The following is a 15,364-nucleotide window of genomic DNA, read 5'->3' on the forward strand; positions in this document are numbered from 1 at the left end:
GACCACTGTATCGACGGGGCGACGCGCCCGGTGAGCGCAAATTGGCAGCGCGTGACGGATCGAAATGCGGGTGACACCGACGCGGGGAACCACGGCGTGCGAACGCCGCGTTATCGTCGGACGAATGACGCGGCGCGACTGCGGGCCGGAAAAATTACAGGAACAACGCGCCGACCAGTTCGGTGCGGTTCGATACGCCGAGCTTGCGGTACATGCGCATCAGATGCGTCTTGATCGTCGGCTGGCCGAGCGCGAGATCGCGGGCGATCTCCTTGTTCGAACGGCCGTCGCGCACGAGGCGCGCGATCTGTTCCTCGCGATAGGTCAGCCGCTCCTCGCAGCCGATCCGGTGAATCCCGCGCCGCGCGCGCAGCAGCGGCGCCAGCGCGGCTTCGGCGAGCGGCTGCAGCCGTGCCAGCGCGTCGATCTCGCCCGGCGCGAAACGTCCGGCCGTGCGGTTGCCGTCCGCTTCCCCGTTACCGAAGCGCAGCAGCGAAAACGCGCCGACCGTGCGGCCCGCAGCGTCGCGCAGCCAGATTTCGACGACGTCGGTAACGTCGTGCCGGCGCAGGAAGCGGGTCCAGTACGCAGACGCGTCGCGCCGTTCGTCAGGCAATTGGGAAGCGAGCGTCACGACCGCGCGTTCGCTCGTCGCGCAACGCGACGGATGCAGCGGATCCAGCATCCGGTAGCGCGCGATGTAGGTGCGATGCATCGACTCCGGCATGCCGAACAGTTCGAAGTCGGCGGGTTCGCTGCTCAGGTCGAGCCGGTAGAACACGATCGCGGACGGGCTCGCGAACGCGTCGAACGCATCGACGCACGCGCGCAGCGCGCGCTGCCAGTCGGCGGATTCATGGTCGGCGGAAACGGCTGAAGTCGGCATGGTGGAGCGGCCGGCGGCCGAACGCGTCGAAGTTCGGGCCAGCCTACCGGCGCCAGAATGGGCCGGTGAGCACAAATCGGCAATTCGTCCGTGGATGGCGGGCGGCGGGCGGCGGGGCTGCCGGCGATATCGCTATCACGGCGCAGCAGCGTGTGCGCCCCGCCCTGTCGGTCAGGATCCGTATCGGTGCGTGCTCAATGCGTGCTCAGTGCGCATTCGCGGCGAACGTGTCGCACGCGCTCACCTCGCCCGACTCCATCCCGCGCCGCAGCCAGTACACGCGCTGCTCGCTGGAGCCGTGCGTGAAGCTCTCCGGCACGACGTAGCCCTGCCCTTGCTGCTGCAGCCGGTCGTCGCCGATCGCGGCCGCCGCCTTCAGCCCCTGCTCGAAATCGCCGGGTTCCATCAGATGCTGGTTCGCACGCTGCGCATTGTTCGCCCACACGCCGGCGAAGCAGTCGGCCTGCAGCTCCATCCGCACCGACAGCGCGTTCGAGCGCGCCTCGCTCGAACGCCGGCGCGCGGCGTCGACCTTGTCGGAAATGCCGAGCAGGTTCTGCACGTGATGGCCGACCTCATGCGCGATCACGTACGCCTGCGCGAAATCGCCGCCCGCGCCGAAGCGCTTGCGCAGTTCGTCGTAGAAGCCGAGGTCGATATACACCTTGCGGTCGGCCGGACAGTAGAACGGGCCCATCGCGGTCTGGCCGGTGCCGCACGCGGTCGACGTCGAATTCGCGAACATCACGAGCTTCGGCGGCTCGTACTGCGCGTGCAGTTGCGTGTTGAAGACGCCCGACCACGTGCGCTCGATATTGCCGAGCACCTTGCGCGTGAACACCGCGCCGGGGTCGTTCGCCGGCGCACCCTGGCGTTGCGTCGGCGCGGGTTGCGCCTGCTGCTGGCGGCCCTGCAGCGCCGATGCGCCTTCGAGCACGACGCGCGGGTCGATCCCGAAGAAATACGACGCAGCGAGCGCGACCACGATCGTGCCGATGCCGATGGTCGCGCGGCCGCCGCCGAACCCGCCGCCGCCGCGTCGATCCTCGACGTTTACGCTTTCTCTTTCGTCGTCCAGCCTCATTGCGGGCCCCTCCCTGTTCTTGTCGATGATCCGGCCGCGCCATGCGCAACCGGGCGATCCGTCGCCGCGAGCGTCCGTCATCGGCACACGCGATTCATCCGCATCGGACGCGCGCTGGCGCCGATCTCGCCGCCGGCCGCTCCGCTTGCACGACGGAGTCGGCCTGCCGGCGCGCCGCGCGTCGATGCGCGGGCTCGCCCGCGCTCTATTTTGCCGGGCTTTTGCGACTTATCGCAAAAATACGGAGGATAGAGCGGTTCGGCGTCGAACATCGTTAGCCTTTGCAAAATGGGGCGGCGGCCGGACGGTCCGCGTTCATCCTTTCGGCGGATACCGGCGTGTGTCCGCGGCGCCTAAAGTGACCGGAGACCCCCTTCCGGAGAACGACATGTCGCACCCTCACCCCCGTACGATCGCGATCACCGGCGCAGGCACCGGCATCGGTGCCGCGTGCGCGCGGCGCTTCGCCGCCAGCGGCGACCGCGTCGTGCTGCTCGGGCGGCGTCGGGCCCCGCTCGATGCGCTCGCCGCCGAACTTGGCGGCCTCGCGCTCGCCGGCGACGCGGCGAGCACGGCCGACTGGGCCCGCTTCCTGCCGGAAATCGCCGGACGATTCGGCCGCGTCGATTCGCTGATCGCATGCGCGGGCGGCCACGGCCTCGGCCGCGCGGACGAAACCGGCGACACGCAATGGCGCGACGCGATGCATGCGAATCTCGACACCGCGTTCGTCAGCGCACGCGCGTGCCTGCCCGATCTGATCGCGCAGCGCGGCAGCATCGTGCTCGTCGCATCGATCGCGGCGCTCGCGGCCGGCCCCGGCGTGTGCGGCTATACGGTCGGCAAACATGCGCTGCTCGGGCTTGTACGATCGCTCGCGCGCGACTACGGGCCGCACGGCGTGCGCGCGAACGCGGTGTGCCCGGGCTGGGTCCGCACGCCGATGGCCGATGCGGAAATGGCACCGCTGATGTCCGCGTACGGCGACACGCTCGACGGCGCGTATGCGCGCGTCAGCGCCGACGTGCCGCTGCGGCGCGCGGCCGATCCGGACGAGATCGCGGCCGTCTGCGCATTCCTCGCTTCGCCCGACGCGTCGTTCGTGACCGGCGCGACGCTCGTCGCCGACGGCGGCGCGATGGTCGTCGATGTGCCGACGCTCGCGTTCGACAAACTGTGACGCCCGGCGGCGACGTGTCCGCACGATGCCGGGTTGCGCGTGATCGCGGGATGTCGGGCGCATGTCGTGAGGCTGGGCGTCCGCCAGCACCCAGCCCCGCTCGCCGTCCGCTCGCCGTCCGCTCGTTTCCCGCGCCGGAAATCCGCTAACATCGACCGATCCCGCCGCCGCGCGGCGCAGCCTCACCCTTCGGACTTCGATGAACATCCGGTTTCTGGAAACCTTCGTCTGGCTCGCGAAGCTGGAAAACTTCCGGCTCACGGCCGAGAAACTGCACACGACGCAGGCCGCCGTGTCGAGCCGCATCGCGTCGCTGGAAGAGGCGTTCGACGTGCGGCTGTTCGACCGCAACACGCGCTCGGCCACGCTCACGCCCGCAGGTCGCCGCATGCTCGCGTACGCGGAGCGGATCGTGCGGCTCGACAGCGAGATGCGGCGCGACATCGATGCGGCGAGCGACGCGGGGCTGATCCGGATCGGCGTGATCGAGTCGATCGTGCACAGCTGGTTTCCGGCGCTGATGGCGCAATTGCGCGAGCGCTATCCGCGCCTCGACGTCGAGATCACGAGCGACACCACGTTGCACCTGATCCGCCTGATGAGCACCGACGGCGTCGACCTGATCCTGCAGACCGACCCCGTGCCGGGCCCGGACTTCACGAACCTGCCGCTGTGCGAATTCCCGGTGCGCTGGGTCGCGAGCCCGCGCCTCGGGCTCGGCGGCGAACGGCTCGACGTCGCGCGGCTCGCCGCGTACCCGATCATCAGCTTCTCGCGCCATTCGGGGCCGCATGCGACGATCGAGCGGCTGTTCGCGGCGGTCGAGCGGCCGGCCAGCATCAACTGCATCACGTCGGTCGCCGCGATGATCCGGCTCGTGGCCGACGGGTTCGGCGTGGCCGCGCTGCCGCCCGCGATCATCGGCCGCGAGTTGCACGAAGGCGCGCTCGAACTGCTCGACGTCGAACCCGAATTCCCGGCGCTGCCGCTCGTCGCGTCGTATCGCACGCAGGGGCTGCCGGTCGCCGCGCGCATCGCGGAACTGGCGAGCGAAGTCGCGCGCGCGATGTCCGCGGCGGCGAGTCAGGCGAAGCCCGAGGCGGCGGCAACGATCGGAGCCGTGTCCGTCGGCGACGCGCCGGCTCGCCCGGCGGCCAAAGCCAGGCCCCGCACCGCGGCGGCAAAACGCTCGTCGGCGTCCGCGCCGCCCGCCACCGCTGCGAAACGCCGTCCGCGCCGCTCATAAGAAAACCTGTTTACCGCGAATTTGTTTTCTTGTTGGACGGGCTCGGCCCGTCTTCGGGACACTGCAGTTCCTGACCCACCGCGTCACAAGGAACCCGCAATGACCCGCCTTTCCCTTCCGCACGGCCAGCTCTGCGTCTGGACGGATATCGATCCCGCGCACGAAGCCGAATTCAACGCGTGGTACGACCGCGAGCACATGCAGGAGCGTGTCGCGATTCCGGGCTTCACGCATGCGCGGCGGTTTCGCGCAACCGACGGCGGGCCTCGCAAATATCTGGCGCTGTACGTGACGGACACGCTCGACGTATTCCGCAGCGACGCGTACCGGCGCGCGTTCACGCAGCAGACCGCGTGGTCGCTCGCGAACTTCGAGCGGATGACGGGCACGCAGCGGCGCGTCGGCGAACTGACGATCGAGGCCGGCGACGGCGAAGGCATCCATCTCGCGCTGTTCGTGCTGCCGCCGCAACGCATCGACGCGGCGCAGTTGCGCGAGCGCTTCGACGAGGCGCTGCGCGAACCCGGCGTTCATGCGGCGCGGCTGTTCCGCACCGCGCCGGAACTGTCCGCGCCGATCGGCGCCGATGCGGCCGCGCGCGCTGACGCCGACGCAATCGTGCTGATCGAAGGCAGCGACGCCGCGGCCACGCGCCGGCTCGCCGCCGCGATCGCCGGCCACGACGACGTGCGCACGTTCGACCTGCTGTGGCGCGCCGCCGCACCGCTGCCCGCCGCACATCGCCACGCCGCAGCGAAGCCCGCTACCGCAGCCGAACTACCGGCCTGAGCCGGAACCCGAACCGCCCAGGAGCCGACAGCGGCCGCCCCGCACGTCGCGCCTGCGCCATGCGCGGCCCGCGCATCGGGGGCGGCGCGTCATCCGTCATCCTTCACGACATGCCCGACACCATGAGCACTCTCGCCCAGCCCGCCGCCCACGCGCCCCGCCGCGTCCGCAACAGCCGACTCGCGACCGCGAGCATGATCGGCACGTCGCTCGAGTGGTACGACTTCACGATCTACAACACGCTCGCCGCGCTCGTCTTCAACCATCTGTTCTTCCCGTCGGTCGATCCGCTGGCCGGCACGATCCTCGCGTTTTCGACCTATGCGGTCGGCTACGTGTCGCGTCCGCTCGGCGGCTTCGTATTCGGCAATCTCGGCGACCGCATCGGCCGCCGCGCGGTACTGATGCTCACGCTCGTGCTGATGGGCGTGACGACCGCGCTGATGGGCGCGCTGCCGACCTATGCGCAGGCCGGCATCCTGAGCCCGATCCTGCTCGTCGCGCTGCGCTTCGTGCAGGGCGTCGCGCTCGGCGGCGAATGGGCCGGCGCGGTCCTGCTGTCGGTCGAGCACGGCGACCAGAAGCGGCGCGGGTTGTCCGCATCGTGGACGCAGATCGGCCCGTCGTTCGGCACGCTGCTCGGCACCGGCTGCATCGCGCTCGTGACGCTGTCCACCTCGTCCGGCGACTTCCTGTCGTGGGGCTGGCGCGTGCCGTTCGCGGCCAGCGCGCTGCTCGTCGCGTTCGGCTTCTGGGTGCGGCGCGGCGTCGACGAAACGCCGCAGTTCGAGCAGCTCGCCGAATCCCATGCGACCGCCGACGTACCCGTCGCCGAAGTGCTGAAGCGCCACTGGCGCCGCCTGCTGATCGCCGGCGGCTCGCGCATCGGCTCCGACGTGCTGTACGCGCTGATCGTCGTGTTCACGCTGACCTATGTGACGACCGTGCTGCACCTGTCGCGCCCCGTCGCGCTCACCGCCGTGATGATCGGCACGGCGTGCAATGCGCTCGCGGTGCCGTTCTTCGGTGCGCTGTCGGACCGCTTCGGGCGCCGCCCGGTCTACCTGGCCGGCGCGATCGCGGGGATCGTGTGGGCGTTCGTGTTCTTCACGCTGCTCGATTCGGCGCGGCCGGCGGCGATCGTCGCGGCGGTTGCGATCGGGCTGGTGATCCATGCGGTGATGTACGGCCCGCAAGGCGCGTTCGTCACCGAACAGTTCCCGACGCGCGTGCGTTACGCAGGCTCGTCGCTGGCGTACACGCTCGCCGGCATCGTCGGCGGCGGCTTCGCGCCGCTCGTGATCGCGACGCTGTTCCGCCAGACCGGAACCACGACGGCCGTGTCGCTGTATGTGGCCGCCGCGCTCGTCGTGACGTCGATCGCGCTGCTGGCGGCGCGCGAGACCGCGCATCGGCCGCTCGCCGATTGAGCATGCGGCCGACCGATTCCGATTCATTCGCCCTTCAAACGGATATCCGCATGCAAGCCCTGTCGTTCAACGTGATGTCCCTGCAACACGCGTCGGCCCATGTCGACGTCGCGATCGAACGCGTCGTGATCGCCGGCTGGGCCGGGCGCGACCCGGCGGCGATCCGCGCGCACATCGACGAACTCGCGGCACTCGGCGTCGCGCCGCCGTCGACCACGCCGTGCTTCTATCGCGTGTCGCCTGCGCTGCTCACCCAGGCGCCGTCGATCGGCGTGCTCGGTGCGCGCTCGGGCGGCGAGATCGAATGCGTGCTGATCGACAGCCCGGCCGGCACGCTGGTCACGCTCGGATCCGATCATACGGATCGCGAAGTCGAGGCCTACGGCGTCGCGGTATCGAAACAGGTGTGCGCGAAGCCTCTCGGCCGCGATGCGTGGCGCCATGCGGACGTCGCCGATCACTGGGATGCACTGGAGATGCGGTCGTGGCTGGTCAAGCGCGGCGGCGAGCGTGTCGCGTACCAGCACGGCGCGGTCAGCGGGCTGCTGGCGCCCGATGCGCTGTGGCAGCGTTTCGACGACCGGCGCACGATGCCTGCACGCTGCGCGATGTTCGGTGGCACCGTCACCGTGCACGGCGCGATCGCGGCGATGGACGACGGCGACGCGTTCGAGATGGAACTGCACGATCCGGTGCTCGGCCGGAGCCTGCGGCACGGGTATGCGGTCGAGGTGTTGCCCGTCGTGGCATGACGAACGGGGGCGGTGCGCGGGCAATCGACACGATGAACCGCATCCGCGCGAGCGCCGCATCGTCGCCGTTCGCCGCTCGCCGTTCGCCGTTCGCCGTTCGCCGTTCGCCGTTCGCCGTTCGCCGTTCGCCGCTCGCCGCTCGCCGTCACGGCAAGCAACCCAGCCCCGCCAGCGTTCGCTCCACCGCCGTATCGAGCGGCGTCAGCGGCTCGCGGCCCAGCACCGCCGTCAATCGCGCATTGTCCATCCGGAGCGGCTCGCGCCACAGATAGCGCATTTCGAGCATCTCGCGCATCGTCGTGACGAATGGCGCCGCTGCCCACACGAGCCACCACGGGAAACGCCGCACCTCCGGCTGCAGCCCGTGCCGCTGCGCGACGCGGCGCACGGCTTGGGCCATCTGCATGCCGTCCGCGTCCCAGTGACCGGCCAGATGAAAACACGCGAACGGCTCCAGCGTGGCGCGCCGCTCGACCAGTTCGACCATCGTGCGCGCGACGTCCGGCAGGTACGCCCATTGGTGGCCGATGCCCGGCCGGTTCGGCACACTGATGGCCGCGACGGGTCGCCCCGCCTTCACGAGCCCCTGCCCGAACCAGTTGTTGCCCGCGTGCGCGCCGAAGAAATCGCCGGCCCGCACGACGATCGTCCGCACGCCCTGCGCGGTCGCCGCTTGCAATCGCCGCTCCATCTCGACACGGATCGCGCCCTTGCGCGTCACCGGATGCTGCGGCGCCTCTTCGCGCAACAGCGGAAACGCGTCGGGTCCGAAGTTGTAGACCGTCCCCGGCAGCACGACCGTCGCCTGCGCCGCCGTCGCCGCCGCGATCGTGCTGTCGAGCATCGGTAGCACCTGCGTCGCCCAGTTCCGGTAACCGGGCGGGTTCACCGCATGCACGATCACGCTGCAGCCGCGCGCCGCGCGAACCACGGCTTCGCGGTCGAGCGCGTCGCCGCGCATCCACGCGATGCCGTCGCGCTCGACCGAATCGGCGTCGAGCCCGCGCTTGAGCGCGCGCAACTGCCAGCCGGCATCGCGCAACTGGCGCGCGACTTCGCCGCCGATGCCTCCGCTCGCGCCGAGCACGAGTGCCTGTCGTTGCGTCCCGCCTGCGTTCGCCGCCATTGCCGTTCTCCGTGAATGAACCGTTGTCAGCACGTATTCTCGCGTCGGACGACATGACAATAAATTGCCGAACATCGCCAGTCGGCTATACATTTATGCATGACCACCGATCTGAACTGGGAACGCTACCGCACCTTTCTGGCCGTGCTGACGGAAGGCTCGCTGTCGGGCGCCGCGCGCGCGCTCGGCATCACGCAGCCGACGGCCGGCCGTCACGTCGCGGCGCTCGAAGCCGCGTTCGGCCAGACGCTGTTCACGCGCTCGCCGTCGGGTCTGCTGCCGACCGAGGCGGCCCTCGCGCTGCGCGGCCACGCTGAGGCGCTACGCAGCGCGGCGGCCGCATTCGAGCGGGCGGCGGCGAGCCATGGCGCGGGCGTGCGCGGCACCGTACGGATTTCGGCGAGCGACGTGATCGCGGTCGAGGTGCTGCCGCCGATGCTCGCGCAGTTGCGGCGCGACCATCCGGGGCTCGTGATCGAACTCGTGCCGACCGACCGCATCCAGGACGTGCTGAATCGCGAAGCCGACGTCGCGGTGCGGATGGCCGCGCCCGCGCAGGAAGCGCTCGTCGCGCGGCGCGTCGGCGAGATCGACGTCGGGTTGCATGCGCGCGACGACTATCTGGCGCGCAACGGCACACCGGCTACGATGGACGAACTCGCCCATCACGCGCTGATCGGGTTCGATACGGTGACGCCGTTCATTCGCTCCGCCGGGCGCGGGATGCCGTTCTGGAAACGCGATGCGTTCGCGCTGCGCACCGACAGCAATCTCGCGCATCTCGCGATGATCCGCGCCGGCTACGGGATCGGCTTCTGCCAGAACCGGCTCGCGCAACGCGATGCGCGGCTCGTGCGCGTGCTGCCGGACGGGCCGGGAATGAAGCTGGAAACCTGGGTCGTCATGCACGAGGATCTGCGCACGAGCCCGCGCTGCCGGGCCGTGTTCGATGCGCTGGCGAACGGGCTGCGCGCGTATGCGCAAGGGACGGCCGACTAGGTCGTTCGCACCCGGCGCGCGCGTGCATCGCCGCGGCGCGGGCTCATTCGCAAGTCTTGCCGGCGAACAGGATGTCGGCGATGCGCCGCCACGGGTTGCCGGGCAGATCGTGGCAATGCAGCGCTTCCTCCGATGCTTCGGCCCAGTCGACCATCGCGTCCAGATACTCGCCGATCGAGCGATTTTCCGAGCCGGGCGCGGCGATCGCATGCGGCGACAGCGGCGCGTCGGCTTCGAGCTGGCGCTCGGTGTGCCAGTCGTGGCCGAGCACGCGCAGGAAGTGAATCAGCGAGCGTTCGTCGACCACGCGTTCGAGCGCGTGCTGCAGCCGCTCGGCCATCCGGCGTTTCAGTTCGTCGTGCATGCGTATCGCCCTGGTACGCAACGCTCAGAAAGCTTCCATCTCGCACCAACCGGGATACGTTTCCTCGACGATGAAGAAATCGTCGAAGTAGACCAGCCCGAGACGTGCGAGCGACCTCATGCACGCATCGGCAGCGTCGCCGCCGAAGAATGGGCCGAGCGACACCAGCCGGTCCGACTCGTCGAAGCAGCAGGTGAAATTGAATTCGCGCATGACCGCTGACAGGTCGACCGCTTTCTCGACGAGAGCCGCGCGCCGCACGACAATCCCGAAATCGCTCGATATTTTCATCGGCGCCGACTCCCATCGAATGCGTATTGCCTCGCTAACGCACATCCGTGCTTCACATCAGCAACTGCCGCGACAGCACCTCGCGCGCCTGCGTGACCGTGTCGCGCTCGCCCGGCATCGGCGGCGTCAGCGAGAACACCGCGTCGGGCAGCGCCGGCAGCCGGTATTTCGCGCCGAGCCGCACGAGGCCGTCGCCGATCGCCGACGCGCACAGGCAACCGACACCCAGCCCCGCCGCCAGCATCGACTGCAGCCCGGCGACACCCGACGCGCTGTGCACCAGCACGTACGGCGCGTGCTGCTCGTCGAGCGAGCGCACCGCGATCTGATGCATCATGCAGTCGTCCGGCAGCAACACCAGCGGCAACGGCTCGGGCAACTGCTCGGCGAGCGCGGGCGACGCGACCCACGACAGCGCCTCGCGCCGCAGCACCCACCGCGTATCGGCCGACGCGGGCCGGAACGGGCCGCTCGACAGGTTCATCACGACGCCGAGATCGATCTGTCCGCGCGCATGCGCGGCCTCGATGTCCGCGCTCTTCATCGCGCTCACGTGCAGGCTCAACTGCGGGTAGCACTCCCGCAATCGCGCGAGCAGGCCCGCGACTTCATGGGTCCGGTAGTAGTCGGTGATCGCGACGCGCAATTCGCCCTTGATCGCCTGTCCGCGCAGTTCGTCGAACGCGGCCTCGTTCAGCGCCACGATGCGCCGCGCATGCTGCAGCAGCCGCGCGCCGGCCGGCGTCGGCTCGACGCCGCGCTTGCTGCGCACGAACAGCGGCACGCCGGCGCGCGACTCGAGCTTGCGCACCTGCTCGCTGACCGTCGACTGCGACAGATGCAGCAGCGGCGCGGCGGCCGTCAGGCTGCCGGCGTCCGCCACCGCCGCGAAAGTGCGTAACTGATCCAGGTCGAAACCGCGCATCGCGCCCTCCATCCATCGAATAACCCGATGGATGCTACCACCAATTCCCGCTTTTCCGAATCATCGACGATCCGCAGAATATCGGTTCAACGGCCGCCTGGACGCGTCGCCACGGGATTCGGGACGCGTTGTGCGCACTGCGTGCGTTGCGGCCCTCATTCTTTCGGATCTTCATTCATGAGCGACAACACTCTCGCCCCTTGCGCGCCGGCCGGCGCGGCCGCCGCGGCACCGCCGCGCAGCCATCACGGCTGGGCGCTCGTGGTCCTGCTGGTCGGCGCCATTCTGCCGCCGCTCGACTACTTCATCGTGAATCTCGCGCTGCCGGCGATCCGCGACGGCATCGGCGCGCGGCCGGCCGAGCTGCAGCTCGTCGTATCGGCCTACGCGTGCGCGAACGCGGTCGTGCAGATCACCGGCGGGCGTCTCGGCGATCTGTACGGCCGCAAGCGGATGTTCATGGTCGGGATGGCGGGCTTCGTCGTCGCCTCCGCGCTGTGCGGGCTCGCCGGAAGCGGCGCGGTGCTGGTCGGCGGCCGCGTGCTGCAGGGCCTGTTCGCCGCAATCCTCGCGCCGCAGGTGCTCGCGACGATCCGCAGCGTATTCAGCCCGCAGGAGCAGGTGCGCGTCATGGGCTTCTACGGTTTCGTGTTCGGGCTCGCGGCCGTGCTCGGCCAGTTGGGCGGCGGCGCGCTGATCAGCCTGCATCCGTTCGGACTCGGCTGGCGCGCGATCTTCCTGGTCAACGTGCCGATCGGCATCCTTGCGCTGCTCGGCAGCTGGCGGTTCATTCCGGAAAGCCGGCCGCCGCGCGGCCAGCGCATCGACGTGCCCGGCACCGTGCTGCTGTCGCTGTTCCTGTTGATGCTCGTCTATCCGCTCACGCACGGACGCGAGGCCGGCTGGCCGCTGTGGATGGTCGCGTGCATCGTCGGCGCGTTGCCGATGCTGGGCGCACTGCTGGCAGTCGAAGCACGGCGGCTCGCCGGCGGCCGCGATCCGCTGCTCGACGTGCGGCTGCTGCGCAATCCGGTCGTCGCGCTCGGGCTCATGCTCGCGTTCCTGTTCTACATGCTGAGCGCGTTCTTCCTGAGCTACGGGATCTATCTGCAGGGTTGCCTGAACTGGTCGCCGCTCGCGTCGGGGCTGGCGATTCTGCCGCTCGGCCTCGGCTTCCTCGCGAGCCCGCTGCTGATGCCGCGCCTGGTGGACCGTTTCGGCGGCCATCGCGTGCTCACGCTCGGCTTCGCGATGCTCGCGGCCGGCGTCGCGACCGCCGCCGCACTCGCAGGCGAGCATGCGCCTGGCGCGGGTTTCTATGCGGGCATCGCGGCGATCGGCATCGGGCAGGGTCTCGTGCTGCCGTCGGTCGTGCGGATCGTGCTCGCCGAAGTGGACGCGGCGCGCGCCGGCGTCGCATCCGGCATGGTCACCGCGATGCTGCAGATCGGCGCGGCAGTCGGCGCGGCGACGCTCGGCGGATTGTTCTTTGCGCGGCTCGGCGCGCAGCCCGGTGCGCTCGACTACGTGCAGGGATTCCGGACGGCGATGGGGGCGTTGACGGTGGTGCTGCTCGTGTGCGTCGCGTTGTCAGCCGCGTTGGGGCCGCTGCACCGGCGCCGGATGCGGGCCGCCGCGTGATGCTCTCGGATCGGGAACGCATCGGCGGCAGCGCAACGGGACGAAACGGCACGCGCACGGCCGGTAGCCGGTAGCCGGTAGCCGGTAGCCGGTAGTGGGATCACTTCACCGCTGATGGTTCTGTTGCGGGTGCCGCGCTTCCCATTCGGCCAGTTCGACGCGATAGCGCGCCAGTGCTTCGTCGTACAGGTCGAATACGCACGGCGAGCAGCCGCTGTTGCAGCAGTCTTCCAGTTCGGGTTGTTCGGGCGGGGTCGGACGCGGATCGTCGGCGAGCGCGGGCGTATCCGCGGAGGCAGGCTTGGTCACGGCTTCAGTCACATAATGTCGAATTCCAAGTATACGGTGACGGTCCGCGGCATGCATCCGCGCGTCCATCACCGACCGGAGTCGCGTCATGTCGAAAGCAGTGAATCCGCCGGAAGTCTGGGCGCCGTTCGGCGCGTTCTCGATGGCCGTGATCCAGGGCGACGGCCGGATCGTGCATCTGAAGGGGCAGGTCGCGCTCGACCGGGACGGACACGTCGTCGGTCCCGGCGATATGCGCGCACAGGTCAGGCAGGCGCTCGGCAACATTCGCGACGTACTCGCCGCACTGGGCGGACAGATGCAGGACGTGATCTCGCTGGTTCACTACGCGACCGACATCGACGCGTTCATGCAGGCCGGCGACATTCGCAATGCGTTCTTCGCCGAGCCCTACCCGGTGACGACGACCGTTCAGGTCGAACGCCTGTACCGCACCGATCTGCTGATCGAAATCGCGGCGATCGCGGAAATTCCGCTGGCGCGATTCCGGATGGCTTCGCGTCGAACATGAGTCGGCGAGCAAGCCTTTCGTTACGCCACGCGCCCGCTCACCGGAATCGATGCGCCGGTGATCGCCTGCGCGTCCGCCGACAGCAGGAACCCGATCGTCGCCGCAAGCTGCTCCGGCCGCACCCAGCGCGAGAAGTCCGCATCGGGCATGTCCTTGCGGTTCGGCGGCGTGTCGATGATGCTCGGCAGCAGCGCGTTCACGGTCACGCCACGGTCGAGCAACTCCGCCGCAAGCGCCTCGGTGAGCCGCGCGACGCCAGCCTTTGCGGCCGCATACGCGCCCATCCCCGCACCGGCCTTGAATGCCGCGCCCGCGCCGATGTTGACGATGCGGCCCGCCGGGCTCGCCACCAGATACGGCAGCGCGGCCTTCGACGCGTTCAGCGCCGTCTTCACGTTCAGGTCGTACATGCGGTCCCACGTCGCCGCATCGCCATCGGCGATCGTCTGCCACACGAATGCGCCCGCGATGTTCAGCAGCGCATCGACCCGGCCGAATTCGCGATTCATGGTATCGAGCGCGCGCACGGCCGCCTGCGGATCGACCAGATCGATGCCGCCGATGCGCAGCGCATCGGCCGGCACGCCGGGCAACGCATGCGCGTCCGGCGCCGCGCCGCGGCCGATCAGCGCGACGCGCGCGCCACGCGCGCCGAGCCACGCGGCCGTTGCAATGCCGAGATGGCCAAATCCGCCGGTAATCGCGACTGCCTTGCCTTTCAGGTCATGTTCCATCGATATGCTCTCCTGGGTCGAGTGGGTATCGGATGATACGGCGTTCGGAGCCGGTGCGGCCGCGACACGGACAGACCGGTCGGCGTTTCGACAGCGTAGCGCCGTTCACGCTGCGGTGCGAACGGCGGCGAACGAGCGGGTGCGACGAATCGGCGAAGCCGATGCACCGACACCACGACGAGCCCGGGCCGACCCGCACGCGGGGAACCCGCGCGGGCATAATGCGCGAGGCCGCTGCGCAGCGCGGCGCAACGGACACGGCGGTTTCGCCGGTCCTTCGAACGCGCTGCGCGGGCTGCCAATCGAAACCCGAAAGAAACCCGAAAGAAACCCGAAACTTACCCCGCCCTCCCATGCAAGTACTCGTCGTAGGCACCGGCAAGCTCGCAACCGAACTGCTCGGTTCCCACCGGCTCGACCCGGCAACCTGCCGCGTGGTGCCGTGGCCCGACCGCGCCGCCGCCGAGGCCGCACATGGCGACGCCGCGCCCGGCGACGCCCGTTCGATCGTCGTGCACGCCGGATCGGGCCGCGAGCTGCCCGCCGCGATCGAATTCTGCCGCGCGACGGGTTCGCCGCTCATCGAGCTGTCCACCGGCTCCGCACTCGAAACCGGATCGCACGGCTTTCCCGTCGTGCTTTGTCCGAACACGAACATCCTGATGCTCAAGTTCATGAGCATGCTGGAAACCAGCGGCCACCTGTTTCGCGACTGCCGCATCAGCGTGACGGAGTCGCACCAGGCCAGCAAGACGTCCGTGCCCGGCACCGCGCTCGGCATCGGCCATTCGCTCGGCGTTCCGGCGCACGACATTCGCTCCGTACGCGATCCCGCGGAGCAGCGCGACGCGCTGCAGATTCCCGACGATCAGCTCGGCCGCCATGCGTTTCACCGGATCCGCATCGACGACGGCGCATGCAGCCTGCAGTTCGAATCGCGCGTGTACGGCGCGGCGCCCTACGCGGACGGCGTGTCGCGAATCGTGGACGCCGTGCGGCAGCACGAACTCGAGCCGCGCCGCTACTCGATCGTGGAATTCATTCACAACGGCTGGCTGTAGGCGCGCCGCGGCACGAGCCGCCGGCCCACGCTCCGC

17 protein-coding genes are annotated in these 15,364 nt (G+C 69.6%); 9 read left to right on the forward strand and 8 right to left on the reverse strand.

Annotated elements, in window-relative coordinates; genetic code table 11:
• Nucleotides 1-154: 154 nt before the first annotated feature.
• Together Q3A80_RS15330 and ypfJ are read right to left on the reverse strand one after the other, a co-directional pair.
• Entirely contained in the window at nt 155-886 is a 732-nt protein-coding gene (locus tag Q3A80_RS15330; protein ID WP_446329809.1) for a response regulator transcription factor, read from the reverse strand.
• 205 nt (nt 887-1,091) lie between these two features.
• Nucleotides 1,092-1,970 carry a KPN_02809 family neutral zinc metallopeptidase gene (ypfJ, locus tag Q3A80_RS15335; protein WP_446329810.1) on the reverse strand — a complete coding sequence of 293 codons (879 nt, stop codon included), beginning with the start codon at nt 1,968-1,970 and terminating at the stop codon, nt 1,092-1,094.
• Between the two features lie 388 nt (nt 1,971-2,358).
• Here ypfJ and Q3A80_RS15340 point away from each other — a divergent pair, with 388 nt between their 5' ends.
• The 5 genes from Q3A80_RS15340 to Q3A80_RS15360 all read left to right on the forward strand — a co-directional run bounded on the left by Q3A80_RS15340 (nt 2,359) and on the right by Q3A80_RS15360 (nt 7,367).
• Nucleotides 2,359-3,150, forward strand: a complete 792-nt coding sequence (locus Q3A80_RS15340; protein WP_446329811.1) for an SDR family NAD(P)-dependent oxidoreductase — start codon at nt 2,359-2,361, stop codon at nt 3,148-3,150.
• Between the two features lie 199 nt (nt 3,151-3,349).
• Entirely contained in the window at nt 3,350-4,396 is a 1,047-nt protein-coding gene (locus Q3A80_RS15345) for a LysR family transcriptional regulator (RefSeq protein WP_446329812.1), read from the forward strand.
• A 99-nt stretch (nt 4,397-4,495) separates the two neighbouring features.
• Nucleotides 4,496-5,185, forward strand: a complete 690-nt coding sequence (locus tag Q3A80_RS15350; protein WP_446329813.1) for a hypothetical protein — start codon at nt 4,496-4,498, stop codon at nt 5,183-5,185.
• 110 nt (nt 5,186-5,295) lie between these two features.
• Entirely contained in the window at nt 5,296-6,615 is a 1,320-nt protein-coding gene (locus Q3A80_RS15355; protein ID WP_446329814.1) for an MFS transporter, read from the forward strand.
• 50 nt (nt 6,616-6,665) lie between these two features.
• The gene (locus Q3A80_RS15360; protein ID WP_446329815.1) at nt 6,666-7,367 is read left to right on the forward strand and encodes a DUF2848 domain-containing protein; all 702 of its coding nucleotides are present in this window, start codon (nt 6,666-6,668) and stop codon (nt 7,365-7,367) included.
• Between the two features lie 145 nt (nt 7,368-7,512).
• Here Q3A80_RS15360 and Q3A80_RS15365 read toward each other — a convergent pair whose 3' ends face one another.
• Nucleotides 7,513-8,493: an NAD-dependent epimerase/dehydratase family protein gene (locus tag Q3A80_RS15365; RefSeq protein ID WP_446329816.1), complete on the reverse strand. Its 981-nt coding sequence runs from the start codon at nt 8,491-8,493 to the stop codon at nt 7,513-7,515.
• A gap of 99 nt (nt 8,494-8,592) precedes the next feature.
• Between Q3A80_RS15365 and Q3A80_RS15370 the strand changes: the two genes are divergently transcribed.
• On the forward strand, nt 8,593-9,492 hold the full coding sequence (locus Q3A80_RS15370; protein WP_446329817.1) for a LysR family transcriptional regulator: 900 nt from the start codon (nt 8,593-8,595) through the stop codon (nt 9,490-9,492).
• A 43-nt stretch (nt 9,493-9,535) separates the two neighbouring features.
• On the opposite strand, the gene Q3A80_RS15375 is transcribed toward Q3A80_RS15370, so the two are convergent.
• From Q3A80_RS15375 to Q3A80_RS15385, 3 genes are read right to left on the reverse strand one after another with little or no spacing between them, the layout of a single operon-like run.
• On the reverse strand, nt 9,536-9,856 hold the full coding sequence (locus Q3A80_RS15375) for a DUF7660 family protein (protein WP_446329818.1): 321 nt from the start codon (nt 9,854-9,856) through the stop codon (nt 9,536-9,538).
• 24 nt (nt 9,857-9,880) lie between these two features.
• A complete protein-coding gene (locus tag Q3A80_RS15380; protein WP_446329819.1) occupies nt 9,881-10,147 on the reverse strand; it encodes a hypothetical protein in 267 nt (88 codons plus the stop codon).
• Between the two features lie 52 nt (nt 10,148-10,199).
• Nucleotides 10,200-11,072 (reverse strand): LysR family transcriptional regulator, encoded by an 873-nt coding sequence (locus tag Q3A80_RS15385; protein WP_446329820.1) that lies wholly within the window; start codon nt 11,070-11,072, stop codon nt 10,200-10,202.
• Nucleotides 11,073-11,249: 177 nt separating this feature from the next.
• Here Q3A80_RS15385 and Q3A80_RS15390 point away from each other — a divergent pair, with 177 nt between their 5' ends.
• Nucleotides 11,250-12,713, forward strand: coding sequence for an MFS transporter (locus tag Q3A80_RS15390; protein ID WP_446329821.1), 1,464 nt, complete (start codon nt 11,250-11,252; stop codon nt 12,711-12,713).
• Between the two features lie 105 nt (nt 12,714-12,818).
• On the opposite strand, the gene Q3A80_RS15395 is transcribed toward Q3A80_RS15390, so the two are convergent.
• Nucleotides 12,819-13,022 (reverse strand): oxidoreductase-like domain-containing protein, encoded by a 204-nt coding sequence (locus Q3A80_RS15395; RefSeq protein WP_446329822.1) that lies wholly within the window; start codon nt 13,020-13,022, stop codon nt 12,819-12,821.
• 88 nt (nt 13,023-13,110) lie between these two features.
• On the opposite strand from Q3A80_RS15395, the gene Q3A80_RS15400 reads away from it, so the two are divergent.
• Complete coding sequence (locus Q3A80_RS15400; protein WP_446329823.1) at nt 13,111-13,533, forward strand: RidA family protein; 423 nt, start codon at nt 13,111-13,113, stop codon at nt 13,531-13,533.
• Nucleotides 13,534-13,553: 20 nt separating this feature from the next.
• Here the strand turns inward: Q3A80_RS15400 and Q3A80_RS15405 are convergent, their stop codons facing one another.
• Nucleotides 13,554-14,267, reverse strand: a complete 714-nt coding sequence (locus Q3A80_RS15405) for an SDR family NAD(P)-dependent oxidoreductase (RefSeq protein WP_446329824.1) — start codon at nt 14,265-14,267, stop codon at nt 13,554-13,556.
• Between the two features lie 353 nt (nt 14,268-14,620).
• Between Q3A80_RS15405 and Q3A80_RS15410 the strand changes: the two genes are divergently transcribed.
• Nucleotides 14,621-15,328 carry a dihydrodipicolinate reductase gene (locus Q3A80_RS15410; protein WP_446329825.1) on the forward strand — a complete coding sequence of 236 codons (708 nt, stop codon included), beginning with the start codon at nt 14,621-14,623 and terminating at the stop codon, nt 15,326-15,328.
• Nucleotides 15,329-15,364: the final 36 nt, after the last annotated feature.

It is taken from the genome of Burkholderia sp. SR8 (genome assembly GCF_052851275.1).